This window comes from Nocardia sp. NPDC052566 (assembly GCF_044547285.1).
Classification (GTDB): Bacteria; Actinomycetota; Actinomycetes; order Mycobacteriales; family Mycobacteriaceae; genus Nocardia.
In genome coordinates this window covers 171,370-193,660 of sequence record NZ_JBIUAF010000006.1, presented here as the reverse complement: position 1 = coordinate 193,660, position 22,291 = coordinate 171,370, and the positions used below count along the sequence as shown (strand labels likewise).

Below are 22,291 nucleotides of genomic sequence, written 5' to 3'. Positions count from 1 at the left end.
GACAGCCGTATCGCTCCCGGCAGAGCCGAGGCAATCATGAGCACCGCTGTGCACTACGTCATCGACGGCCCCGCCGAGGGATCGCCTGTCGTGCTGAGCGGATCGCTGGGCAGCGATCTGCGTATGTGGGAGCCGCAGGTGAGCGCGCTCACCGAGGCGGGTTACCGCGTCGTGCGCTTCGATCACCGCGGGCACGGCGGCTCCCCGGTGCCCACCGGTCCGTACACACTCGCCGACCTCGGTGGCGATACCGTCGCACTGCTCGACCGGCTTGGTATCGCGACGGCGGACTTCGTCGGCCTCTCCCTCGGCGGCATGGTCGGCATGTGGCTGGCCCAGCACGCACCGGACCGGCTGCGCACGCTGACGCTGTGCTGCACCTCGGCCGAACTCGGCCCGCCGAGCGGCTGGGCGGAGCGCGCCCGCCTCGTACGAGCCGAAGGGACACAGGCGATCGCATCCGCCGCCGCGCAGCGCTGGTTCAGCGAGGCATGGCGCGCCGCCAACCCCGAACGCATGCGCCACTACGAAGCCATGATCGCGGCGACGCCCGCCGAGGGCTATGCCTCGTGTTGCGCCGCGATCGAGACGATGGATATCGCCGCCGGGCTCACGCGCATCACCGCACCGACGCTGGTCATCTCGGGCAACGAGGACCCCGCGACGCCACCCGGGCACGGCAGGCGCATCGCCGCCGAAATCCCCGGCGCCCGCTTCGAAATCCTCTCCCCCGGAGCCCATCTGGCGAGCGCCGAGCAACCCGGCGCGATCAACGACCTGATCATCGAGCAGCTGAAGGACCACGCATGAACGAACGAGCCGAGCAGGGCATGGCGGTCCGGCGCGAGGTGCTCGGCGACGCGCACGTCGACCGCGCGATCGCCCGCACCACCGAATTCACCCGCCCCTTCCAGGAGTACATCAGCGAGTCGGTGTGGGGCGGGATCTGGACGCGTGAGGGCTTGGACCGGCGCACTCGCAGCTGCGTTACGCTGGCGGTCCTCACCGCTCTCGGGCGGCACGAGGAGATCGCGATGCACGTGCGCGCCGCGATCGGCAACGGCCTCACCGCCGCCGAGATCGCCGAGGTGCTGCTGCACACCGGCGCCTACGCGGGTGTGCCCGCGGCGAATGCCGCGTTCGCCATCGGGCAGCAGGTGCTGGCCGAACTCGGTGACGAAGCCGCCACGTAGCACAGCCGAGGAGGACAGAATGGCGAGCGACGAGCTCGACGACTCGATGGACCGCGACGACACCAAGCGCGGCGCCCATCATGTGCAGTCCCTCGAACGCGGCCTCGCCGTCATCAAGGCCTTCGATGCCGAGCATCCGCTGCTGACGCTGTCCGACGTCGCCCGCCAGACCGGCCTCACCCGCGCCGCGGCCCGGCGATTCCTGCTCACCCTGGCCGATCTCGGCTATGTCCGCACCGACGGCAAGCATTTCTCGCTCGCGGCGAAGGTGCTCGAGCTCGGCTATTCGTATCTGTCGAGCATGACGCTGCCCGAGGTGGCACAGCCGCATCTGGAGCAGCTGTCGGCCGAGGTGCACGAGTCCAGTTCGGTCTCGGTGCTCGACGGCGCGGACGTCGTCTACATCGCGCGCGTCGCCGCGTCGCGGATCATGACCGTGAGCATCAATATCGGCACCCGGTTTCCCGCCTACGCCACCTCCATGGGTCACGTACTGCTCGCCGGGCTGGGCACGCCCGAGCTGGACGCCTACCTCGACGGCACACCGCTGGCGCCGCGCACCGCGCACACGCTCACCGACGCCGCGGCGCTGCGCGCGGCACTGGCCGAGGTCCGCGCTCAGGGCTATTCGATCGTCGACCAGGAATTGGAGGAGGGCCTGCGCTCGGTCGCCGCGCCCGTGCGCGACCATTCCGGCACGGTGGTCGCGGCCGTCAACATCTCGACGCATGCCAGCCGCCGCAGCATGGATTCCATCCGGACCGAACTGGTCGCGCCATTGCTCGCCGCGGCAGGGCGGATCGAGCGCGAACTCGCCGTCGCCACGCCCGTCACCCGCCTGGGCTGAGCCGTCATTTCTGGTGCTGCCAGCCGGTGTACGCCTCGGCGAGATACGCTGCGCCGTGCCGTGATCCGATGATCGAGGCGAGCTCGCCGTGCTGCCGCTCGATATCGAACGGGGACGCGTCCTCGGCGGTGTGCAGCATCGACGTCATCCAGTAGGAGAAATGCTGTGCCCGCCATACCCGGTCGAGCGCACGACCGGTGTAGGTGTCCAGCACGTCTTCGCTTGCGCGCGTGAAGAATTCCGCGATCACCTCGTGCAGCACGCGCACGTCGGCGAGTGCGAGGTTCAGCCCCTTCGCGCCGGTCGGCGGGACGGTGTGGGCGGCATCGCCCGCGAGCAGCATCCTGTCGTGCCGCATGGGGGCGGTGACGTAGGAGCGGAACGGCAGCACCATCTTGGCGCTGATCGGCCCCTCCTTCAGCTCGAAACCGTTGCCGTTGACACGCTTTCGCATCTCCGACCAGATCCGGTCGTCGTCCCACGCGTCGACCTGCTCGGTGGGCGAGCATTGGAAATACATCCGCTGCGTCGTCGCGGTGCGCTGGCTGATGAGCGCGAACCCATGGTCGGAGCGGGTGTAGATCAGTTCGGGATGCGACTGCGGCGCTTCGGCGAGAAACCCGAACCAGGCGAAGGGATAGGCGCGAAACCATTCGGTGCGCGCCCCTTCCGGAAAGGCATGGCGGCAGATCGACCGTGAACCGTCCGCGCCGACAAGCAGTTCCGCCTCGATGCGCGTGGGAGTACCGTCCGCGTCGATGAAATCCACGGTCGGACGGTCACCGGAGCCATCGACCGCGGTGCCGGAGACGCCGTAGCGGACGTCGCCGCCGTCGGCCTTGCGACGCGCGGCGAGGTCGAGGAATACATCGGTTTGCGGGTACAGCCAGACGGATTCGCCGACCAGGTCCTGGAAATCGATCCGATGGTTGTCACCCTGGAACCGCAGCACCACACCGTCGTGGCGATCCCCTTCGGTCAGCACGCGATCCGAGACGCCGGAGTCGACGAGCAGCCGCACCGAACCCGCCTCGAGTATCCCGGCCCTGATCGTCGTCGCGATCTGCTCGTGAGTTCTGTTGTCCACCACCACCGAATCGATGCCCGAGCGGTGCAGCAGGTGCGAGAGCATCAGTCCGGCCGGGCCCGCACCGACGATGGCGACCTGGGTCCTGAATGTCCTCATGCGGCAAAGCCTTCCGAGCCCGCCGTGATGCTCGCTGCCGGCCGCTCGGCGCGGTGCACGGCCAAACGCGGCACGACCGCCATGGCGAGCAGGCCGACCGCGGCCACCGCGGCGAAGAAGTAGAAGCCCCACGGATGGGCCGAACCGGCGATGATGAACCACCCGGTGATCGTCGGGCCGAAGATGGCGCCGAGCCTGCCGACGGAGGCGGTGAGACCGAGCGCGGTCGCCCGCACCTCGGCCGGGTAGGCCTGGGTGACATAGGCGTAGATGAGCACCTGCGCCGAGAACACGAAGATGCCTGTCACCAGCACCACCACATTGAGCAGCAGGTTGCTCGACAGCTTCACGCTCAGCAGTGCGAGCAGCACCGCGGCCGCACCGAACCAGGCAAGCACCGTCGGCTTGGTGCCGCGCCGATCGGCGAGCGTGCCCGCGATGAGCAGCCCGATCACCGCGCCGATATTCAGCACCAGCAGCAACGTCAGCGAGGTCGACATGTTGTATCCGGCATCGCGCATCAGCTTCGGCAGCCAGGTGTTCAGCCCGTACACCAGCAGCAGGCCCATGAACGAGCCGACCCAAACACCGAGCGTCACCCGCAGATACGGGCGCTGCAGCAGCACCGTCGGCTGGACGCGGTTCGGCGCCGTCCTGCTCGCCAGGTACGCCTCGGATTCGGGCAGCTTCGCCCACATCACCGGCAACAGGAGCAGCCCGGCCGCGCCGCCGATGTAGAACAGCGGCTCCCAGTGCGGCACGAGCCGCAGCGCGAGCAGGGAGGTGATCACCGCGCCGGTGTGATAGCCGGTCATGGTGATGGTGCTGGCGAAGGCACGGCGCGAGGCGGGCATGTGCTCGGCCATCAGCGTCAGCGCGGTCGGCATGCAGGCGCCGAGGCCGAGCCCGGCCATGAACCGGAAGGCGCCGAAGACGGTGACCGCCCCGGCGAACGGCACGACGGCGGTGAATATCGAGAACAGCAGGATCGAGGTGAGCAGCACCTTGCGACGGCCGAACCGGTCGGCGAGCGGACCCGACCCCGCCGCGCCGATCGCCACGCCGACCAGCGAGATGGTCGCGGCGAAGGTGGCACGGGCGGCGGTGAAGCCGAGATGGTGCTGCTCGATCAGCGTGGGGATGGCCGCACCGAGGACGACCAGGTCGTAACCGTCAAGCAGAACGGTGAGCCAGCACAGTGCCGCCGGCCACGAAAGGAGTTTACGCATCGTCCCAATCCGTTCGCATTGCGCACACTTGTGCGCATGTTGTTCGCTGTGACGGTAGTCACCGGTCGCCGCGCATGTCAAGGCGCCCGTTTCAGATCGGCGCCCGGCACTGACCCAACCACCCGCCCCTGAAAAGTTTCGTCACGGTATGGATGCCGGTCGACGAGCAGCGCCGACACCGCACGGGCTGGTTGCACCCCACCGACCACAACCGCTTGCCGCGCGCTGGATTTCGCCGCGAATGACCAGTTGACCTTATGAATAACGTACTGACACAACCGGTTTCACCGGATGTTGTCCGGTCAATAAGTTGAACCTTGAACGGGCAGTGCCGATTTCCCGTAACAATGGATGCGCCACCAACGCGCGCAAGCCGCACTCGGGAGGACATGTGCACACCGAACCTCTTGGCAATCTCCTCGACTACCTCATCATCGGCGCCGGGCCCGGCGGACTCCAGCTCGGGCACTTCCTGCACGGCGCGGGGCATCGCTATCGAATCCTGGAGCGCGGCAACGCGCCCGGGGCCTTCTTTCTGACCTTTCCCCGCCACCGCCAGCTGATCTCGATCAACAAGCCACACACCGGCACCACCGACCCTGAGCTGAACCTACGGATGGACTGGAATTCACTGCTATCCGCCGATCCGGAACTGCTCTTCACCCGGTACAGCAAGCAGTACTTTCCGCAGGCCGACGATATGGGCCGCTACCTGGCCGACTTCGCGAAGGCGCACGCCCTCGACATCGCCTATGACACCGACGCGGTGCGCATCCACCGCGACGACAGCGGGTTCACCGTGACCGACCAGCACGGCCGCGAGCATCGGGCCCGGCGACTGGTGATCGCCACCGGTGTGAGCAAGCCGCGAATTCCCGATATCCCCGGGATCGACACGGCCGAGCTCTACGGCACGGTATCCGTCGTGCCCGAGGATTTCATCGACCAGCGGGTCCTCATCATCGGGAAAGGCAACTCCGCCTTCGAAACCGCGGACAACCTCGTCGCGACCGCGGCGGTGATCCACGTGGCGGGGCCGCACTCCGTCAAAATGGCTTGGAACACCCACTATGTCGGACACCTGCGGGCGGTCAACAACAACTTCCTCGACACCTATCAGCTCAAATCGCAGAACGCGCTGCTCGACGGCGACGTACTGTCGATCGATCGGAACGCCGACGGAAAGTACCTGGTGCGCTTCAGCTTTTCGCGGGCCGACGAGGTAATCAAGGAACTGAGCTACGACCGCGTCATCGTCTGCACCGGATTCCGTTTCGACGCTTCGATATTCGAGCAGGATTGCCGCCCCGAACTGGCGATCCACGACAAATTGCCTGCGCTGACCTCCGCATACGAGTCGGTGAACGTACCCGGCCTGTATTTCGCGGGCACGCTGATGCAGCAGCGCGACTACCGCAAGTCCACCGGCGGATTCATCCACGGATTCCGCTACGCGGTCCGGGCACTCGGTCGAATACTGGACCAGCGCCATCACGATCGGCCATGGCCGTATCGGACCATCGACGCGACACCGGCGGCGCTCACCGATGCCGTGGTGGCCAGGGTCAACCGCAGCTCGGCGCTGTGGCAGCAGTTCGGGGTCATCGGCGACCTCATCGTCGTCACACCGGACGGGCAGGCCGAGTACCACGACGAAGTACCGGTCGACTACGTGCGCGACAGCGCGCACGCGCCGGGATTGTTCACCGTCACTTTGGAATACGGCCCCGACCACGACAAGGTCGATCCGTTCGACATCACCGTCCGGCGCACCGCGCAGAACGCGGTCGACCAGGCCGTGGACGCCGCCTATCTGCATCCGGTAATCCGCCACTACCTGGGCGGCGCGCTGATCGCGACCCATCACATGGCGGAGAATCTCGAAAACCATTGGGACGACCCGAAAGCGCATCGGGCGCCGCTGCACGATTTCTTCGCCGACGCGCTGGCGGCGTCGGCGGCCACCGTGTCCGGACGGTGAGATCGCCGTGCCTGCCCCACCGGATGTGCTGAATCTGCGGGAGATCGAGGCCGCGGCGCGCGCGGTGCTCGATCCGGTCTACATCGATTACATCGCGGGTGGCGCGCGCGACGAGATCACCGTGCGCGACAACGAGGCCGCGTTCGCCCGGCTGCGGCTGCTCCCCCGTGTGCTGCGTGGCAGCGCGAAGCGCGAACTCGGCGTGACGCTGTTCGGCAGCCAGCCGAGTATGCCGATCCTGGTGGCGCCCACCGCATTCCACAAGCTGGTCCATCCGGACGGTGAACTCGCCACCGTCCGGGCGGCCGCGGCGGCGGGCACGGTCACGATCGCCAGCATGGCGGCGACCGTATCGGTGGGCGAGATGGCCGACGCGGCACGGGCGGTCACCGGCGGTCCCGCGGCGCTGTGGTTCCAGCTGTACATCCAGCCGGACCTGGAGATCACCGAAACGCTGGTGCGGCGCGCCACCGACGCGGGCGCCACCGCGCTGGTGGTCACCGTCGACTCGCCGGCCCGCGGGCCGAACGAGCGCAACCTGCGCAACGGATTCGCCGACCTCCCATCCGGGCTGGCGTGCCAGAATCTGCGCGATCTGCGGGACGGCGAATCAGGACAGCTGCATCAGATCGTGATGTCACCCGAGATCTCCTGGCAGCACATAGATTGGCTGCGCGGGATCACCGCGCTGCCGATCCTGCTCAAGGGCGTGCTGCATCCCGAGGACGTGCGCATCGCGGTGCAGCACGGCGTCGACGGTCTGCTGCTGTCCAATCACGGTGGCAGGCAGCTGGATACGGTACCGGCCACCATCGATCTGCTGCCCGAGATCGTCACCGCGGTGGCAGGCAGGATCCCCATCGTGCTCGACGGCGGGGTGCGCCGCGGCACCGACGTGATCAAGGCGCTGGCACTCGGTGCATCGGCGGTGGCGCTCGGCCGCCCGATCCTGTGGGGCCTCGGGCTGCGCGGTGAAGCGGGGGTGCGCCTCGTGCTCGAGTTGCTGCGCGACGAATTCGACCACGCGATGACGCTGTGCGGTGCGACCGGTGTCCGCGACCTGACCCCGGATCTGGTGCGGCGGACGGTGACCGGATGAACCGGCTGATCATCAGCGGGTTGTTCGCCGCGCTCGTCGTCAGCCTGCCGCGCTGGCTGCCCCGCGCCGTTGTCGCACTGCGCGGGCGAATCTTCGTGTGGGTCAACGGTGAAGACGGCATCGCGGCGCCAGGCCCGCAGATACCGATCGAGGAGTTCAAACAGGTTTACGGGCATCCCGCGGCGAACGGCCGCAGCCGTGGCGCCGCGCTGTCCGACCTTTTCTGGTACTGGCTCGCGCCCGGCCCGCAGGTGCATCAAGAACATCTCGAACCCGGCGCGCGGTACGACGATGTCGCAAGGACCACCCGGCAGATTCTCGCCGGGCTGTCCTATAGCCAATGGACGGAACTGGTTTCGCGCTGCACCCGCGGCGTGCTCGACGATCTCGGCGCCGATCGCATCCACTCCGTGCGGCTGCGGGACCTGATGATGCCGATCTGGGCCGAGGTCTACTTCGAACTGGTCTTCCGCCAGCGCTGTCCACGGAGCGTGCGGGAACTGATCACCGGCAACGCCGACGATGTGGTCAGCTCGATCAAATGCACCGCGCTGCGCCATCTCGACCGGCGCGCCCGGCTGACCGACTACCTGCGGGAACGACTCGTCACCGAGCCACCGCCCGTTCCCTTGCCCACGTCGCTGTCGGTATGGGAGCAGGCGTACTACCTACAGGGCACGTTCTTCAACACCGCGGTCGTGCAGATGTCGGAGGGGATGGCACACCTGCTGCTCGCCATCGCCACGGACCAGCGGGTGCAGCGGCGATTGCTCACCGACCCGGCCGACGACGACTACCTCGATCGCGTCATCGACGAGACACTCTGGCATTACCCGCTGTTCGGTGTGGCACACCGAATCACCACCGGGGCGATCCCGCGCGCCGACGGCCGTGCCGCCATCCCGCCGGGTTCGGTGCTGCTGTTCGACTATCCCGGCTATCAGCAAGGCGACGCGACGCACCGATTCGACCCGGACAGGTGGCTGGCGCCGGAATCGAAACCACCGCACTACATCCCGTTCGGCATGACGACGAACCGGCCGTGTCCTGCCCGCGGCTTCGCCGCCCTGACCATGCGGGTCGCGGCACGAGAAGTGCTGCGCCGCTATCGACTCGAATCCTCAGCGGAACACACCCGATCGCTGCCCAACCGCGGCCCGTGCCTGCTGATATCCCGTGCGCACCACACCTCGGACCGGCGGCGTTCGGCTCGCCTCGCCTTCATGCGGCAGCGCGATCGCTGGGAAACGGTGCCGCGCAGCATCGTTCAGCTGGTGCTCGGCAGCTACATGGTCTGGGACGCGCGCCGAAAGCAGCTGTGCCGGAATTACTTCGCGGATATGCCGTGATCAGTCGGCGAAGACGGCCGATTCGCGGACCCGGTGCAGTCGCAGTGCGAGCTGGATCTCCAGGGCGCGGTCGGGGTGCTGCCAGCCCTCGCCGAGCAGGCCGGTGATCCTTTCCAGGCGTTGGGTCACCGTATTGACGTGGATGTGCAGGCGTTTGGCGCTGTTGCTCAGGCTGGCGCCGGTGGCGAAATAGGTTTCCAGGGTGTGGATCAGCGGGGCGCCGCGACGCCGGTCGTAGTCGACGACGGGGCCGAGTGTGCTGTCGAGGAACGAGAGCACGTCGGCCCCTTGGCTGATCAGCAGGCCGACGAAGCCGAGGGTGCGCACGCTGGCCGCCGATCCCTGCTTGCCCAGCGCGTGCAGCACCTGGACGCACCGGCGCGCCTCACGGTATGCGGCCGGAGCGGCAGCGGGAAGGTCGACCGGGCCCGCACCGGCGACGGTAGCGGAGGTTTCGACCGCTGCCGTGAGATCCCGTGCCACCTCGCGCGCGGTGGCCGTGGGATCCGCGCCGGGCAGCAGCAACACCGTGTGGTCGCCACGAGTGGCCGCCAAGCCGTGGCGTGACATGACGTAGCCGGTGGTCCACCTGGCCGTCCGGCGCTGCTCGCCATGGTCGATGACGACCAGTACATAGGGCTGGGCGAGATCGATACCGAGCAGCGCGGCCCTGCCGTGCAACGCGTCGCGGCTCGGCACCCGCCCGTTGAGGAGATCGTCGAGTAGCTCACCGCGCACGCGTCCCTCGACCTCGGCGATATTGCGGCGGAACAGCAGCAGTAGCGCGGTGACCAGCGCCGCGCGTTCGAGAATCCGCTGGTCCGAAGGCGATAGGTCGGCCGGGTGATGCAGTACGAGGGTGCACAGCGGCTCACTGCTCGCCCCACCCGGCGCCGCCCACAGCTGTTTCCGCTGCACCGTCCGGCCGAGTTGTGCCGCGGTGGTGGCGATTTCGCCGACGATCCGCTCATCGCCGAGTTCCTCGGGTGTGTCGCGGCCGGGTAGGTCGGCGACGGCGATCCGGCGGCCACCGGCATCCAGGACGAGCAGCGCGCCACCGAGAATGTCCGCGGCGACCGCGGCCACGTCTTCGACTCCCCCGCCGCGCACGACGAGGTCCGTCATCCGATCATGCGCCTGCGCAGCGCGTTCCACCGTGTCGTAATGCGCGCGGATGGCCGCGTTGGCGGCGCTGAGTTCGGCGAGCGCGGTCCTGGTGTCGGTCAGCAGCCGCGCGGAATCCAGCGCGATCGTCGCGTGCGCGGCCAGCGAGACAAGCAAGGCGATCTCCTCGGGCGCATAGGGTCTCGCGGAGCGGTGCGAGGCGAACAGCACCCCGATGACCTGATCGCCGAGTTTCATCGGCACACCGAGGATGGCGACGATCCCTTCTTCCCTGACCGCACTGTCGATCCCCTCGGTGTGGTGAAAACGCTTATCGGCGAAGTAATCCGCGGTGGAGTACGGCATGCCGGTCTGCGCGACGAGCCCGCCGAGCCCCGCGCCCATCGGCAGCCGGCACGCGCGGAACGCCTGCGCGCCCGAGCCGTCGGTGACCCGCATATAGGTATCGCCGCGCTCCGGATCGGGCAGGGTCATGTAGGCGACGTCGGCGTGCAGCAACCGCCGCGCGCGATGCACGATGGCCTGCAATACCGCGTCGACATCGCGCAGACCCGCCAGATCGCTTGCCGTATCGAACAATGCCGCCAACTCCGCCTCACGGCGCGCCCGGCGCTCCAGCAGCGCACGGACCCGCAGCGCGGCGAGCTTGGTCGCCGCCAACTCGACCAGCGTCGCCGCCGAGGCGCCCGCGGCACGCGCCTCCAGCAGCGGCGCTTCGAATTCGACAGCGGGGGCTTCCCGTTCGAGCATTTCCAGGAAGATCTCGCGAGTCATGGCGATCATTGTGAACCGCCCGCGCACACTATCGGCCATCGGCTTCGATGGTGACTCACCCCACATTCCGGTCGTGAAGTGTGGCGGATGGCCACCTCGCCGCGCGGGCTGTCAGCGAACAGAATTTCCGGCATTCCCGCCCCCGAGGAGACGCTCGATGTCGCTGTTCCACCGCCTGAGAACGTATGCCGTGACCGCGACGGTCGCCACCGTCGTCGCGGGATCCGTTGCCGCCGTTGCCATGCACACGACCGACGAGCGTGCCGCTATCCGTCCCGCGGCGTGCTCGGCACCGCTCGTGCTAGGTGCCCAGCGGCAGATCGTCGCCTGTCTCGACGATCTGACCACCGCGGGCACGGTCGCCTCGGGTCACACGGTTCCGGCCGACTGGGCGGGACTGCACCCGGCAGGCGCCCGCAATCCGGTCGGCGTGCCCGGTATGCAGATCGACGGGTATTTTCCGGACGAGTCCACCACGAACACCCATCACGGCTGGAATCACGACAGCCAGTTCGTCATTCGACTACCGGAGAACTGGAACGGTGGTCTCGTAGTCGCGGGAACGCCGGGCAATCGCCGCCAGTACGCGAACGATTTCACCATCTCCGATTGGGTGCTGGCCAAGGGCTACGCGTACGCCGCCACCGATAAGGGCAACACCGGGAGCGACTTCTACCGCGACGGCGCCACACCTGGCGATGCGCTCGTCGAATGGAACAACCGGGTCACCCAGCTGACGGTGGCCGCACAGGCCGTCGTCGCCCAACGTTACGGCGGGCCGGCGAAGCACACCTACATGGCCGGTATCTCCAACGGCGGCTACCTGGTTCGCTGGCAGTTGGAGAATGCGCCGTGGCTCTACGACGGCGGCGTCGACTGGGAGGGCAGCCTGTGGCAGGCGGATGGCCCGAATCCATTGACCTTCCTGCCTTCCGCGCTGCGTGCCTACCCCGCCGATCGGGATGCCGTACACGCCGCGGGATTTCCGGCCGAATCGGAACCGCTGTGGGAGTATCACAACAAGGTCTACTGGGAGCTGACCCAGCGGATCTACCGTCAAGAATTCGACCCCGGCTACGCCGGCAGCGATGCCGAATACGACTATGCCGCGCGCCCGGCCGCCGTCCACGACGCCATGCGTCGGGTATCGCTCACCGGCCGAATCCAGCGGCCGCTCCTCACGATTCACGGCACACTCGACACCCTGCTGCCGATCGGTCTCGACTCCGACGTCTACGCCGGACTGATCCGCGACCAGGGCAACGGGGCGCTGCACCGGTACTACCGGATCGAGGGCGGCAACCACACCGACAGCCTGTACGACAGTCATCCCGATCTGCTGCGCCCGCTGCTGCCGTGCTTCCGCGGCGCCTTCACCGCGCTCGAATCCTGGACCGCCGCAGGGCAACCGCCGCCACCGGACGCGACGTTGCCGCGCCCGGTCTCCGGCGATCTGGCCAACACATGCGTGTTGCGCAACTGAATCACGAGGATCCACCATGAAGTTCCGCGAAGCGCTCGCCGCCTCGGCCGTCACCCTCGGCGTGGCCGTCGCCACCACGACCGCGGTATTCGCCGCAGTCCCCACGCCGACCCAGGAACCGTTGCGGGGCTACACCATCAGCGCCAGCTACGTTTCGGGCGTCTCGTCCGGTGGTTATATGGCCACCCAATTGCACGTCGCCTACTCCGGTGTCTTCTCCGGCGCGGGCATCTTCACGGCGGGCCCCTATCGATGCGCCGGAGATTTCGACTACGCGAGCACGGCGCAGAACGGCTGTATGCAAAACGGTGCGCGTAAGACGCCGGCCCAACTGGCTACCGAGACAAGAAATCTCGCGGATTCCGGCAAGATCGACGCGGTCACCGACTTGGCCGGCGACCCGGTCTACCTCTACCACGGCACCAACGACAACACCGTCCTGCAGCCGGTGAACGACGATCTCGCGACCTACTATTCGGTCTTCGACGCGAACGTAACCTACAACAAGTCCAGTGCGGCCGGGCACGCCTGGGTCAGCCCGCTCGGACCGGTCGCTTGCGCAAGCACCCAGTCACCGTTCATCAACAACTGCGGCAACGACCCCGAGAACGAAATGCTCACCAAGTTGCTCGGCACCGTGCACGCGCCCGCCACCACGCTCACCGGCAAACTCGTCCAATTCGACCAGAACGCCTACGCTCCCGGCGGCAACGCGAACGCGATCAGCATGGACGCCAAGGGATTCGCCTACATCCCTCAAACCTGCGCCGACGGCGCCGCCTGCCGCCTGATGGTCAGTCTGCACGGCTGCAAACAGGGCTACAGCTATCAATCATTCGGCGACGCCTTCATGAAAGACGCCTACCTCAACGAATACGCCGACACCAACGCCATGATCATCCTCTACCCCCAAGCGATCCCCCTCAGCACCGCGAACATCACCAACCCCAACGGCTGCTGGAACTGGTGGGGCTACGGCGGCGACACCGCCTACGCCTGGCACGGCGGCAAACAGATCGAATCCATCATGTCCATGGTCAAAAAACTCACCAGCGGCCAACCCCCAACCACCACACCGCCAACCACCACCCCACCGGCAACAACCCCACCAACCACCACCCCCAATCCCCCCACCTGCGTAACCGACACCAACTATGCCCACACCACCGCGGGCCGCGCCCACGTCTCCGGCGGCTACGCCCTCGCCAACGGCTCCAACCAAAACCTCGGCCTCTGGAACATCTTCACCAAGAGCACAATCAAGCAAACCTCCCCCAACTACTGGGAAAAGTGCTGACGCCCACGGCCGTTCGCATTCCTTCCGAAGCGGCGCGACTGCATGGATAGCGGTGGCTACGGCGGTCAGCGGGCCCAGGGTGCGGTGATCGGGGGCTGGCCGGGGATCAGACCCTGGCCGCCGACGGGGAGGACCACGACGGCTTCGAAGGGTTCGCTGTTGGGGTTGGCCATGGCGAATTGGTGGTGGGCGGGGACGATGAGAGCGTCTCCGGCTGCGACGGTGAAGGTTTCGTCGTTCATGGTGACGGTCATCGAGCCGGAGAGGGCGATGAAGATCTCCTCGCGGTCGAGGGCGTGCGGGGGTGCGTCGACGCCGGGTTTGATGGTGAGGCGCCAGGCGCTGTTCTCGGTGGAGCCGCGGCTCGGTGCGGCAAGGCCGATGAAGGTCGCGTGGTCGTTCTCGAAGCGCGGGGCGCTGTCGGCGGTGATGTGCGGCATGTGTCTCCCTGGTAATCGTCTGTGTGCGTGGCTTATTGGGCCCACGGCGGGCTGACGCGCTCGCCACCCGGCATGTGGGCGTAGGCGCCGACCGGCAGGATCGCGACCGCCTCGAACGGTTCGTCGCCCGGCACCGCGATGCTGAAGAGGGTGTCCGCCGGGATCACCAGCGCGTCACCAGCGCAGAAGTCGCGGGTTTCGCCGTCGATGGTGGCGCGGGCCCGGCCGGACACGGCGATGAAGATCTCCTCGCGCGAAACCGCGTGCGCGTGGCCCGGATTGCCCGGGTGCATGGTGAAGCGCCACACGCTGTTCTCGGTGGAGCCGCGGCTAGGGGCGGCGAGCCCGACGGCGGTCATGAGCGGGGCTTCGAACACGGGTGCGTCGGCGGATTTGATCAATGGCATGCTGTAACTCCTAGTCTTCAACCAAGGTGTTAAACCATGGTGTACAACTTAAGTTGTACATATCGACGCGAGGAGAGTCAAGGATGGATTTCGGCGTCCTGCTCGGGCAGGCCTATCAGCAGTTCGTCCAGGAGTTGCACGCCCACATGGCCGAGCGCGGCCATCACATGGTCGGCGCCTCCTACGGCTACGTCCTGCGCACCCTGGCCGATAACGCGCTCACCGCAAGCCAATTGGCCGAACGCCTCGGGATCACCGCCCAGGGCGCGGCCAAGCTGGTCGACGAAATGGTGCGCCAGGGGTACGTGGAGCGGCGCCAGGACCCGGTCGACAAACGCGCCAAACTCCTGCACCTGTCCGACCGCGGCCGCGACATGTACACCACCGTGCGCGAATTCCACGCCGCTTTCGAACGCAGGCTGATCGCACGGGTGGACAAGGATCAGGTCGCTACCGTTCGGGCGGTGCTGAGTGAGATCGTCAGCGCGGCACCCGATTCCGGTGCCGATCGGGGCTTCCGCCCGTACTGAGGATCGCCGCGTTCACCCGTAGCGTGAACCCGTATCGGCCGCGGGAGCGGTAGTCGGCGAGCGCGTCTACCTGCCCCCGATCTCGCCGCCTACGCATTGCCGAGCGGCTACCGTGAATCCGGATGCCGACCTCGTCGCACGACCGAAGGAGCCCGTAGTGAGTGGCCCGGTGATCGATCTGAACGGCAAAGCGTGTCTGGTGACCGGTGCGGCCAGCGGAATCGGTGGCGCGACGGCGCGGTTGTTCGCCAGGCAGGGGGCCCGGGTGGTCGCCACCGACATCGACGGCGAACGGCTGGCGCTGGTGCGCGAGGAACTGGTCGCCGAGGGATGCGAAGTGCACTGCGAGGTGGGTGACGTCTCGGTGCCCGCCGATGTGCGGCGAATGGTCGACGCGGTGGAAAACGCCTACGGGCCAATCGATGTCGCGGTCGCCAACGCGGGCATCATCCCATTGTCGACGGTGCTGGAGACCGAGGCCGAGGATTGGGACCGGGTGATGGCCGTCGACGGGCGCGGCATGTTCCTCACCTGTAAGTACGCGATCGCGGCGATGCAGGAGCGTGGCGGCGCGATCGTCTGCGTGTCGTCGATTTCCGGGCTGGCCGGGCAGGAACGCCAAGCCGCTTACGGCCCAGCGAAATTCGTCGCCTCCGGCCTGACCATGCACCTCGCGGTCGAGTGGGCCCATCGCGGCATCAGGATCAACGCGGTGGCGCCGGGCACGATCCGCACCGAGCGGGTGCTCGCCCTCAGCGACGAGCCGGGCGGCGACGACTACCTGGACACCATGGCCAGCGCACATCCGCTCGGCCGGATCGGCGAACCTGGCGAAGTCGCCGCCACCATCGCCTTCCTCGCCTCCGACGCAGCCTCCTTCATCACCGGCGTCGTCCTACCGGTCGACGGCGGCTACCTCGCGAAATAGACCCGATTCAGCGGTTCGGCATGTCAGCGCGGATCGCTGCATTGGTTCGGGCGACCGCGCTTCGGGTCGCGCTCCGCGCGGTGGTGACCGATCCCGGCGTCGGCTGGGAGGCGGTGGAGGACGGCACCCTCGATCACCCGCGCAGGATACCGCTCGTTCTGTTGCAGGCCATTCGACTACTCGGGAATACCCCATCTGGGAAATAACCTTCTATATATAGTTGACCAGTTAGGCTGGCCAGCGGTGGACATCATCGACCCGACAGCGAAAGCCGACGATATGACCGGGCATTACGCACAGATCGCCTTCACCGACGCGGTCCGCGGACACCAACGCGCGCACGGCAGCCTGCGCAGCTACGAACGGATGGCGGCGGTACCCGAGACACCCGACCGGCTCGGTGAACAGGAGGCCTGGTTCATCGGCGAACGCGACAGCTTCTACCTGGCCACCGTCAGCGAAACCGGCTGGCCCTACATTCAGCATCGCGGCGGCCCACGCGGTTTCCTGAAGGTGATCGACTCCCGCACACTGGGCTTCGCCGATTTCACCGGCAACAAGCAGTACATCAGCCGCGGCAACCTCGACCACGACGGCCGCGTCGCCCTCTTCCTCATGGACTACGCCGCCAAGGCCAGACTCAAGATCTTCGGCCGAGCCCGGATCATCGAGGCCGCCGCCGACCCGAAACTCCTTGCCACACTGGCCGATCCCGACTACCGCGGACGACTCGAGCGCGCCGTGCTCATCGATGTAGAAGCCTTCGACTGGAACTGCAGCCAGCACATCCCCGAGCTGTACCCGCGCGAAGAGATCGTCGAGGTCGTCCAGGGCATGCGCGACCGCATCACGGAACTCGAACGCGAGAACGACGCGCTGCGCGCAGCAGCGGGGTGAGTCGTTCCGACCACGGCCGTTTCAGTTCGTCCGCCCTGTGCAAGCGCAGGGCGGCGGGGATACTTGACGCATCCGATGCTCGTCGTCGCCATCCAGGGGAAGGTCGGCCGCGTGTCCATGCCTGCGAATTCGTCTGCGCCGGAGAAACTCTCGAAGACTTCGTTCGTTCGGATCGTCGTTCGGATCCTGGGGGTGATCGTCGCGCTGGCCGCGTCCGCTCTAGCGCTGCCGCTCGCGCTGGCCGTCCTGGGGGCGTATTTTCCACGAATTCCCAAGATCGGCGTCATCGGTCCGGTGCTGACGGGGCAGTATCCGTTTCATATGGCGTTGTTCGCGGTGGTCGCGGGTGGGCTCGCAGTGGGCGCTTGGGCTTTGGGATGGCCGCGGTGGGGCGGCACAGTGACCACGGTGGCGGTGGTGACGACCGTCGCCGCGCTGGTGGTGGCCGGGCTGCAGTATGCCGATGCGCGGCGGGTCTGGACCGTCGTGTCGTGGCATGACATGTTCAGCGAGTTGGGATTGCCCGCTGCCGTGCCGGATTCGGTCGAGACCTACGCCGAGCCGGGTGGGCAAGCGTTGCGGGTGGATGTGTATCTGCCCGAGAAGCGTTCGGGTTCAACCGTTCCGGCTATCGTGCTCGCGCACGCCGGGGGTTTCCACACCTTCGACAAGGAGGATTTGCGTGGCACCGGGAGGTGGCTCGCGGATCGGGGTGTCGCGGTGTTCGCCATCGACTATCGGCTGGCGACGCGCGAGCAGCCCACCTGGGATCGGGCGCCGCAGGATGTGGCCTGCGCCGTCGGATGGGTGCAGGAGCACGCCGGACAGTACGGCGTCGACTCAGCTCGCGTCTCGCTCGGCGGCATGTCGGCGGGCGGCACCCTGGCCATGAACGCGGGCTACCGGCTCAGCCGGGGTGAGATCGAATCCAGTTGTGGGAACGCCCCGAAAGCTCCGGCATCGGTGGTCGGCTTCTATCCCGGCACCGATGTGACCTGGATGTGGAACCACAATTCCCAGGGCACCCGCGAAGCCGCCGAATTGTTCACCGGTGGCACGCCCCAGCAATTTCCGGATCGATACCGCGTGGTCTCGCCGACTTCGGATATCCGCCAGGGCCTGCCTCGGACACTGCTCGTCGTCGGCGACCGCGACACCAGCGCGATCCCGAGCACCGTCACCGATTTCGGCGCGGCACTCGACACCGCCGGAGTCGACAATCGTGTACACGTTCTCCCCTTCGCCGTGCACGCCTTCGACGACGCTTACGGCAGCCTGTCTTCCCAGGCCAGCCGACAGCTACTGTTCGACTTCCTCGTCACCGACAGCCCCCGATGAGCCGCGAACACCAGGTGCTGGCAGCGCAGGTCACCGAGCTCCGCACCTCCTGAACCTATCGGCCTTGCGGCACCGGCGATTCAGCCCGTCCGCGAGCTGCCGAAAGTCCGAGAAAGATGTGATCCTCGTCACAAAACGGCCCTCACCGGTGCTCGCGGGAGCAGTACATTGGCGCCTGCCCGGACCACCGGCCCGGGTGGATGCCACCGCGAATTGCCCTGGCATCGAACATCTTTGGCCTTCGAGGAGTCTTCATGAGCCTGACATCCCGCACCGTGACCGTCGTCGACGGATACGTTCCGGTGATCGACCTGTCGGCCGCGGCCGAATCGACTGTGGCCCAGGCGATCGGCGACGCCTGCGCGCAGTCCGGGTTCTTCGCCGTTGTCGGGCACGGCGTCGCACAGAGCCTGATAGATCGGATGTACGCGATCACCCGGGAGTTCTTCGAGCTGCCCGCCGAGCGAAAAGCGGCGGTCGTGAGCGAACCGGGCACCTGCGGCCTGCGGGAGGGCGGCAGCGTCGCCAAGAGCAGCGGCTTGGACGCACCGCCCGATCTGTGCGATGTGTTCGTCGCCAATGTGCTCGGCGACCATGATCGGGCGCATCGGATGCGGTACGGCACCGATACCGACCCGTGGACCCGCGCCAACCTATGGCCCGATACCCCAACGCATTTCGAGCAGACGTGGCTGGCATACATGGCGGCCATGGAAACGCTGGGGCACCGGTTGATGAGGCTGTTCGCCTTGGCCCTGGGACTCGGCGAAACCTTCTTCGACGACAAGATCGACGAGCACATCTCGGCCATCGTGGCGAACTTCTACTACCCACAGACCACCGCCCCCGTCCCGGGCCAGCTGCGGCGCGGACCACACACCGACTGGGGCGTACTGACCATCCTCTACCAGGACGACATCGGCGGCCTCCAGGTACACCAGGACGGCCACGGCTGGCGCGACATACCTTTCGTCCCAGGCAGTTTCATCATCAACATCGGCGACATGATGGCGTTCTGGAGCGGCGGACAGTGGGTCTCCACTCCCCACCAAGTCTTGAATCCCGAGGCAGGACAATCCAATACCCGCCTATCGATCCCATACTTCTACCTCCCCAACCATGACGCACCGGTGCAACCGCTGACCCGACAGGGCGACACCCCCGCGACGACCCCGGGCCGCTGGTACCGGGAAAAGATGGCCGCCACCTACTCCTGATCCAGACCAGGCCGCTGCGCGCCAACCAGCCGCAGCGGCCTCGCGCCCAGTCCCGTTGCGGCGCAGAGGCGGTCGCTAGCAAACCAAAAGATCTTCATAAGCGCTGGGCGGCAATCTTTGTGGCGTACCACCTCCAGTACATCGAGAAACGGGAACATCATGAGTGTCTTTCTCACCACCATTCGTAAGGCGGCCTTCGCCATGGTCGCGATCGCGGCGGCGTTCTTCGCCATCACCGCCGGTGCGGGCGCCGCGAACGCCAGCGGGGTCTACGAGCAGATCCGGTTCGCGCCCAACACCGACCACGGCTCGGTGAACGGCTACATCAACCGTGGCTACCGCGACGTCTGGGTGCTCGAGGCACGCGCCGGTCAGCAGATGACCACCGACCTGATCTCCCACTACACCTCCGCCTCCGGCACCGCCCGCTTCGATATCGCGGCGCCCGACGGCTCGGTGATCTGCCGGGACAACACCTGGAGCCAGATCCGCCTCCCGCAGACCGGCAAGTACCACATCACGATCAGCTCGAATGAGCACGACGCCTCCTACACGCTGAACGTCAGGATCGTCTGAGGCACACGGTAGAGCGCGAGGGGCGGGGGCCCTCAGCGCACACCGGGCGGCTGCCACCAACCCGCGAGAATCGCGGCTCAGGTGGCAGCCGCCCCTGTGCGTTCTCCCCAGTTGTGCGCCAGTCGAGATGAACGCCCAAACATGGTTCCTTGGTAGTGAATTCGACGCATCCACCTGCGGATGTGCACGCCGACGCTGTTCGGATCGGACTCGCGAAACCATGTCAGGAGCTTCACCATGCTCTTATTTCGACGCCTGCTCACAATCCTGTTCGGCGCGTTGCTGATCGCCGGACTCTCGTCGGCCACCGGATGGGCAACGCCGACCGAGGAACGGGAAGTGTTCTCACCGGACGGCACCATCAGCCGGGTTGTCATCCCGGTTCCCGACCAACCCCCGGCACAGCGGTCCGCCGTACAAGCGGACGTCGTGGCGATCCAGCAGACCGGACCGTCGAGCGAGCGGTTCGATCTGGTGTTCGTCGGTGACGGGTACACCTCGAGTCAACTGGGCACCTACCAGCAGCATGCCGTCAATCGGTGGAACGAGATCGCTCAGCTCGAGCCGTTCAAATCGCATAAGAACTCGTTCAATGTCTGGGCGGTCAATGTGGTGTCCCAGCAGTCCGGCGTGGACAACGATCCGCGCGGTACCTACCGGAACACAGCCCTGGACATGACCTTCTGGTGCGGCGGCACCGAACGGCTGCTGTGCGTCAACGAGACCAAGGCGCTCCAGTACGCCAGGCTCGCACCTGAAGCCGACCAGGTGATCGCGCTGGCCAACACCACGAAGTACGGCGGCGCGGGCGGCCAGGTCGCGACATCGTCCGGCGGCAACGCCAAGGCAGGACAGATCGTGATGCACGAACTCGGGCACTCGATCGCCGGTCTGGCCGACGAATACGACTACCCCAACGACCGCTACACCGGACGTGAGCCACGCGAGATCAACGCGTCCACCTACACCAGCGCACAGATGCAGCAGTACCGCACCAAGTGGTACCAGTACCTCGGCAAACAGTCCCCCGACGGCGGCGTGGTCAGCACCTACGAGGGCGCTGTCTACCACAAGTACGGCGTCTACCGCCCCACCGAGAACTCCCTGATGCGCTCCCTCGGCCGCGAATTCAACCTGATCGGCCTGGACGCGATGGTCTCCGCGATCGAACGCAAAGCCCCACGCGACCTCTCCGATCCGGCCCAATCCCGGTGAACCACCGACATATTCGAGCCACCACAACCGGCCGGCCGCTCCGGCCGGTTTCGGATACGTTACCCCGCTCCGAAAAGTGCTGAGCAGATGGGCTTTCCAGTCGTACCGTGGATCGTGTGAGCATCGTTTCGGATTATGAGCAGTTGATTGCCGACCAGACTCGCATACTGGGGGCCGATCATCGTGACACCTTGACCAGCCTGCGCCGGCTGACCGAATTCCAGTTCGACTGCCGCGATTTCGCCGGAGCAGCCGCCGGCTATGAGCGATTGCATGCCGCCCGGGTGCGCATCCTCGGCGCCGATCACGAGGAGTCGCTGATCACGCTGTCCAACCTGGCCACCTCCCGGGCCATGATGGGTGACTACGCCGCGGCCATCGCCGCTTACCAGCAGGTGCACGACGGGCGAGCACGCACGCTTGGCTTCCACCATCCGGACACACTGCGAACATTGGACATGCTGGCCGACACCCGGGCATCCGCCGGAGATCACGAGGCCGCCGCCGCCGACTTCCAGCAGTTGCTCGACACGCGAGACCGGGTGCTCGGCCCTGACCACCCGGATACCCTGCGGACTCGCGGCGATCTCATTCACCAGCAGAGCCAGCTGAGCACAGCTCAGCAGCAGACGCCAGACCGAGAGGTCGGCAATTAGCCCGGCACAAATGATTACGCGAGCCAGGCCCGGAACGCGATCGGCATCACGCTCCGGGCCTGCGCTCCGAGCTATCGACGTCGGTTCAGAGTTTCCCGGCTCCGGCGAAGGATTCCCGCGGCCGGACTCCGATGAGGGCGTCGCCGAGCAGGGTCTCCAATCCGATGCCGAGCCGACGTGTGATGGTCGACAGCGCCGTCCGCAGCGCCTGCGGCACCGTGGCCGAACACGCCTGCAACCGGACCGGTTGCGGCGCCAAACCTTCGATGCCGACCTGGCATAGGTAGCCATTACCCGTCGACTCCGAGATTCTCTGCGGCATGTCGATCGTCACCCTGACCCGCCGACCACCGACATCGAGCTCCCGCACCACGAGCACATCACCGTTGCCTGTCATAGCCGAATGATATTGCCCCAGTTCACCACTACCGAATTCCCTCGCGCGTGTCGACACGGGGCGTGTTCGATTCGACCACCGGCGCATCCGGCACAACAGCGTGCGCCGCACTGGCGACACCCGATCG

At 66.8% G+C, this 22,291-nt stretch carries 22 protein-coding genes; 16 read left to right on the top strand and 6 right to left on the bottom strand.

Annotation, left to right across the window (positions count from 1 at the left end; translation table 11 throughout):
• The first annotated feature begins 36 nt into the window (after nt 1-36).
• From pcaD to ACIG5A_RS30605, 3 genes are read left to right on the top strand one after another with little or no spacing between them, the layout of a single operon-like run.
• The gene (gene pcaD / locus ACIG5A_RS30615) at nt 37-810 is read left to right on the top strand and encodes a 3-oxoadipate enol-lactonase (RefSeq protein ID WP_397246350.1); all 774 of its coding nucleotides are present in this window, start codon (nt 37-39) and stop codon (nt 808-810) included.
• Nucleotides 807-1,193, top strand: a complete 387-nt coding sequence (gene pcaC, locus ACIG5A_RS30610; RefSeq protein WP_397246348.1) for a 4-carboxymuconolactone decarboxylase — start codon at nt 807-809, stop codon at nt 1,191-1,193. Before pcaD ends, pcaC begins: the two co-directional genes overlap by 4 nt.
• Nucleotides 1,194-1,212: 19 nt before the next feature.
• Nucleotides 1,213-2,040 (top strand): IclR family transcriptional regulator C-terminal domain-containing protein, encoded by an 828-nt coding sequence (locus ACIG5A_RS30605; protein WP_397246346.1) that lies wholly within the window; start codon nt 1,213-1,215, stop codon nt 2,038-2,040.
• 4 nt (nt 2,041-2,044) lie between these two features.
• Here the strand turns inward: ACIG5A_RS30605 and ACIG5A_RS30600 are convergent, their stop codons facing one another.
• Together ACIG5A_RS30600 and ACIG5A_RS30595 are read right to left on the bottom strand one after the other, a co-directional pair.
• On the bottom strand, nt 2,045-3,226 hold the full coding sequence (locus ACIG5A_RS30600; protein ID WP_397246344.1) for a 4-hydroxybenzoate 3-monooxygenase: 1,182 nt from the start codon (nt 3,224-3,226) through the stop codon (nt 2,045-2,047).
• The gene (locus ACIG5A_RS30595; RefSeq protein WP_397246342.1) at nt 3,223-4,536 is read right to left on the bottom strand and encodes an MFS transporter; all 1,314 of its coding nucleotides are present in this window, start codon (nt 4,534-4,536) and stop codon (nt 3,223-3,225) included. Before ACIG5A_RS30595 ends, ACIG5A_RS30600 begins: the two co-directional genes overlap by 4 nt.
• 310 nt (nt 4,537-4,846) lie before the next feature.
• Between ACIG5A_RS30595 and ACIG5A_RS30590 the strand changes: the two genes are divergently transcribed.
• Genes ACIG5A_RS30590 through ACIG5A_RS30580 form a run of 3 tightly spaced genes read left to right on the top strand, consistent with a single transcriptional unit; the run spans nt 4,847 to nt 8,884 of the window.
• Nucleotides 4,847-6,436: an NAD(P)-binding domain-containing protein gene (locus ACIG5A_RS30590; protein ID WP_397246339.1), complete on the top strand. Its 1,590-nt coding sequence runs from the start codon at nt 4,847-4,849 to the stop codon at nt 6,434-6,436.
• A gap of 7 nt (nt 6,437-6,443) precedes the next feature.
• The gene (locus tag ACIG5A_RS30585; protein WP_397246337.1) at nt 6,444-7,535 is read left to right on the top strand and encodes an alpha-hydroxy acid oxidase; all 1,092 of its coding nucleotides are present in this window, start codon (nt 6,444-6,446) and stop codon (nt 7,533-7,535) included.
• Entirely contained in the window at nt 7,532-8,884 is a 1,353-nt protein-coding gene (locus tag ACIG5A_RS30580) for a cytochrome P450 (protein ID WP_397246334.1), read from the top strand. The genes ACIG5A_RS30585 and ACIG5A_RS30580 overlap by 4 nt, the downstream gene beginning before the upstream one ends.
• Here the strand turns inward: ACIG5A_RS30580 and ACIG5A_RS30575 are convergent, their stop codons facing one another.
• Nucleotides 8,885-10,783, bottom strand: a complete 1,899-nt coding sequence (locus ACIG5A_RS30575) for a helix-turn-helix domain-containing protein (RefSeq protein WP_397246332.1) — start codon at nt 10,781-10,783, stop codon at nt 8,885-8,887. It lies immediately after the preceding gene.
• Between the two features lie 157 nt (nt 10,784-10,940).
• Here ACIG5A_RS30575 and ACIG5A_RS30570 point away from each other — a divergent pair, with 157 nt between their 5' ends.
• Together ACIG5A_RS30570 and ACIG5A_RS30565 are read left to right on the top strand one after the other, a co-directional pair.
• The gene (locus ACIG5A_RS30570) at nt 10,941-12,266 is read left to right on the top strand and encodes a tannase/feruloyl esterase family alpha/beta hydrolase (RefSeq protein ID WP_397246330.1); all 1,326 of its coding nucleotides are present in this window, start codon (nt 10,941-10,943) and stop codon (nt 12,264-12,266) included.
• A 16-nt stretch (nt 12,267-12,282) separates the two neighbouring features.
• Nucleotides 12,283-13,563, top strand: coding sequence for a hypothetical protein (locus tag ACIG5A_RS30565; protein WP_397246327.1), 1,281 nt, complete (start codon nt 12,283-12,285; stop codon nt 13,561-13,563).
• Nucleotides 13,564-13,628: 65 nt separating this feature from the next.
• On the opposite strand, the gene ACIG5A_RS30560 is transcribed toward ACIG5A_RS30565, so the two are convergent.
• Both ACIG5A_RS30560 and ACIG5A_RS30555 read right to left on the bottom strand, forming a co-directional pair.
• Nucleotides 13,629-14,003 carry a cupin domain-containing protein gene (locus tag ACIG5A_RS30560; protein ID WP_397246325.1) on the bottom strand — a complete coding sequence of 125 codons (375 nt, stop codon included), beginning with the start codon at nt 14,001-14,003 and terminating at the stop codon, nt 13,629-13,631.
• 32 nt (nt 14,004-14,035) lie between these two features.
• Nucleotides 14,036-14,410, bottom strand: coding sequence for a cupin domain-containing protein (locus ACIG5A_RS30555; RefSeq protein ID WP_397246322.1), 375 nt, complete (start codon nt 14,408-14,410; stop codon nt 14,036-14,038).
• 83 nt (nt 14,411-14,493) lie between these two features.
• On the opposite strand from ACIG5A_RS30555, the gene ACIG5A_RS30550 reads away from it, so the two are divergent.
• The 8 genes from ACIG5A_RS30550 to ACIG5A_RS30515 all read left to right on the top strand — a co-directional run bounded on the left by ACIG5A_RS30550 (nt 14,494) and on the right by ACIG5A_RS30515 (nt 21,767).
• Nucleotides 14,494-14,940, top strand: coding sequence for a MarR family winged helix-turn-helix transcriptional regulator (locus ACIG5A_RS30550; protein WP_397246319.1), 447 nt, complete (start codon nt 14,494-14,496; stop codon nt 14,938-14,940).
• Nucleotides 14,941-15,097: 157 nt separating this feature from the next.
• A complete protein-coding gene (locus ACIG5A_RS30545; protein WP_397246316.1) occupies nt 15,098-15,868 on the top strand; it encodes an SDR family NAD(P)-dependent oxidoreductase in 771 nt (256 codons plus the stop codon).
• A 243-nt stretch (nt 15,869-16,111) separates the two neighbouring features.
• Entirely contained in the window at nt 16,112-16,765 is a 654-nt protein-coding gene (locus tag ACIG5A_RS30540) for a pyridoxamine 5'-phosphate oxidase family protein (protein ID WP_397246313.1), read from the top strand.
• 63 nt (nt 16,766-16,828) lie between these two features.
• Nucleotides 16,829-18,103 carry an alpha/beta hydrolase gene (locus ACIG5A_RS30535; protein WP_397246311.1) on the top strand — a complete coding sequence of 425 codons (1,275 nt, stop codon included), beginning with the start codon at nt 16,829-16,831 and terminating at the stop codon, nt 18,101-18,103.
• Nucleotides 18,104-18,357: 254 nt separating this feature from the next.
• Nucleotides 18,358-19,320 carry an isopenicillin N synthase family dioxygenase gene (locus ACIG5A_RS30530; RefSeq protein WP_397246309.1) on the top strand — a complete coding sequence of 321 codons (963 nt, stop codon included), beginning with the start codon at nt 18,358-18,360 and terminating at the stop codon, nt 19,318-19,320.
• A gap of 159 nt (nt 19,321-19,479) precedes the next feature.
• Entirely contained in the window at nt 19,480-19,896 is a 417-nt protein-coding gene (locus tag ACIG5A_RS30525) for a hypothetical protein (protein WP_397246307.1), read from the top strand.
• Between the two features lie 237 nt (nt 19,897-20,133).
• The gene (locus ACIG5A_RS30520; RefSeq protein WP_397246305.1) at nt 20,134-21,111 is read left to right on the top strand and encodes a M64 family metallopeptidase; all 978 of its coding nucleotides are present in this window, start codon (nt 20,134-20,136) and stop codon (nt 21,109-21,111) included.
• Nucleotides 21,112-21,227: 116 nt separating this feature from the next.
• Entirely contained in the window at nt 21,228-21,767 is a 540-nt protein-coding gene (locus ACIG5A_RS30515; RefSeq protein WP_397246302.1) for a tetratricopeptide repeat protein, read from the top strand.
• An 85-nt stretch (nt 21,768-21,852) separates the two neighbouring features.
• Here the strand turns inward: ACIG5A_RS30515 and ACIG5A_RS30510 are convergent, their stop codons facing one another.
• A complete protein-coding gene (locus tag ACIG5A_RS30510; RefSeq protein WP_397246300.1) occupies nt 21,853-22,164 on the bottom strand; it encodes a hypothetical protein in 312 nt (103 codons plus the stop codon).
• Nucleotides 22,165-22,291 lie beyond the last annotated feature (127 nt).

What these genes read in the sequence shown, in the direction of transcription:
- ACIG5A_RS30550 (WP_397246319.1), top strand. Translation starts at nt 14,494, where the DNA reads ATGGATTTCGGCGTCCTGCTCGGGCAGGCCTATCAGCAGTTCGTCCAG.
- ACIG5A_RS30530 (WP_397246309.1), top strand. Translation starts at nt 18,358, where the DNA reads ATGAGCCTGACATCCCGCACCGTGACCGTCGTCGACGGATACGTTCCG.
- ACIG5A_RS30575 (WP_397246332.1), bottom strand. Translation starts at nt 10,783, where the DNA reads ATGACTCGCGAGATCTTCCTGGAAATGCTCGAACGGGAAGCCCCCGCT.
- ACIG5A_RS30565 (WP_397246327.1), top strand. Translation starts at nt 12,283, where the DNA reads ATGAAGTTCCGCGAAGCGCTCGCCGCCTCGGCCGTCACCCTCGGCGTG.
- ACIG5A_RS30580 (WP_397246334.1), top strand. Translation starts at nt 7,532, where the DNA reads ATGAACCGGCTGATCATCAGCGGGTTGTTCGCCGCGCTCGTCGTCAGC.
- ACIG5A_RS30600 (WP_397246344.1), bottom strand. Translation starts at nt 3,226, where the DNA reads ATGAGGACATTCAGGACCCAGGTCGCCATCGTCGGTGCGGGCCCGGCC.
- ACIG5A_RS30570 (WP_397246330.1), top strand. Translation starts at nt 10,941, where the DNA reads ATGTCGCTGTTCCACCGCCTGAGAACGTATGCCGTGACCGCGACGGTC.
- ACIG5A_RS30525 (WP_397246307.1), top strand. Translation starts at nt 19,480, where the DNA reads ATGAGTGTCTTTCTCACCACCATTCGTAAGGCGGCCTTCGCCATGGTC.
- ACIG5A_RS30605 (WP_397246346.1), top strand. Translation starts at nt 1,213, where the DNA reads ATGGCGAGCGACGAGCTCGACGACTCGATGGACCGCGACGACACCAAG.
- ACIG5A_RS30560 (WP_397246325.1), bottom strand. Translation starts at nt 14,003, where the DNA reads ATGCCGCACATCACCGCCGACAGCGCCCCGCGCTTCGAGAACGACCAC.
- ACIG5A_RS30555 (WP_397246322.1), bottom strand. Translation starts at nt 14,410, where the DNA reads ATGCCATTGATCAAATCCGCCGACGCACCCGTGTTCGAAGCCCCGCTC.
- pcaD (WP_397246350.1), top strand. Translation starts at nt 37, where the DNA reads ATGAGCACCGCTGTGCACTACGTCATCGACGGCCCCGCCGAGGGATCG.
- pcaC (WP_397246348.1), top strand. Translation starts at nt 807, where the DNA reads ATGAACGAACGAGCCGAGCAGGGCATGGCGGTCCGGCGCGAGGTGCTC.
- ACIG5A_RS30510 (WP_397246300.1), bottom strand. Translation starts at nt 22,164, where the DNA reads ATGACAGGCAACGGTGATGTGCTCGTGGTGCGGGAGCTCGATGTCGGT.
- ACIG5A_RS30520 (WP_397246305.1), top strand. Translation starts at nt 20,134, where the DNA reads ATGCTCTTATTTCGACGCCTGCTCACAATCCTGTTCGGCGCGTTGCTG.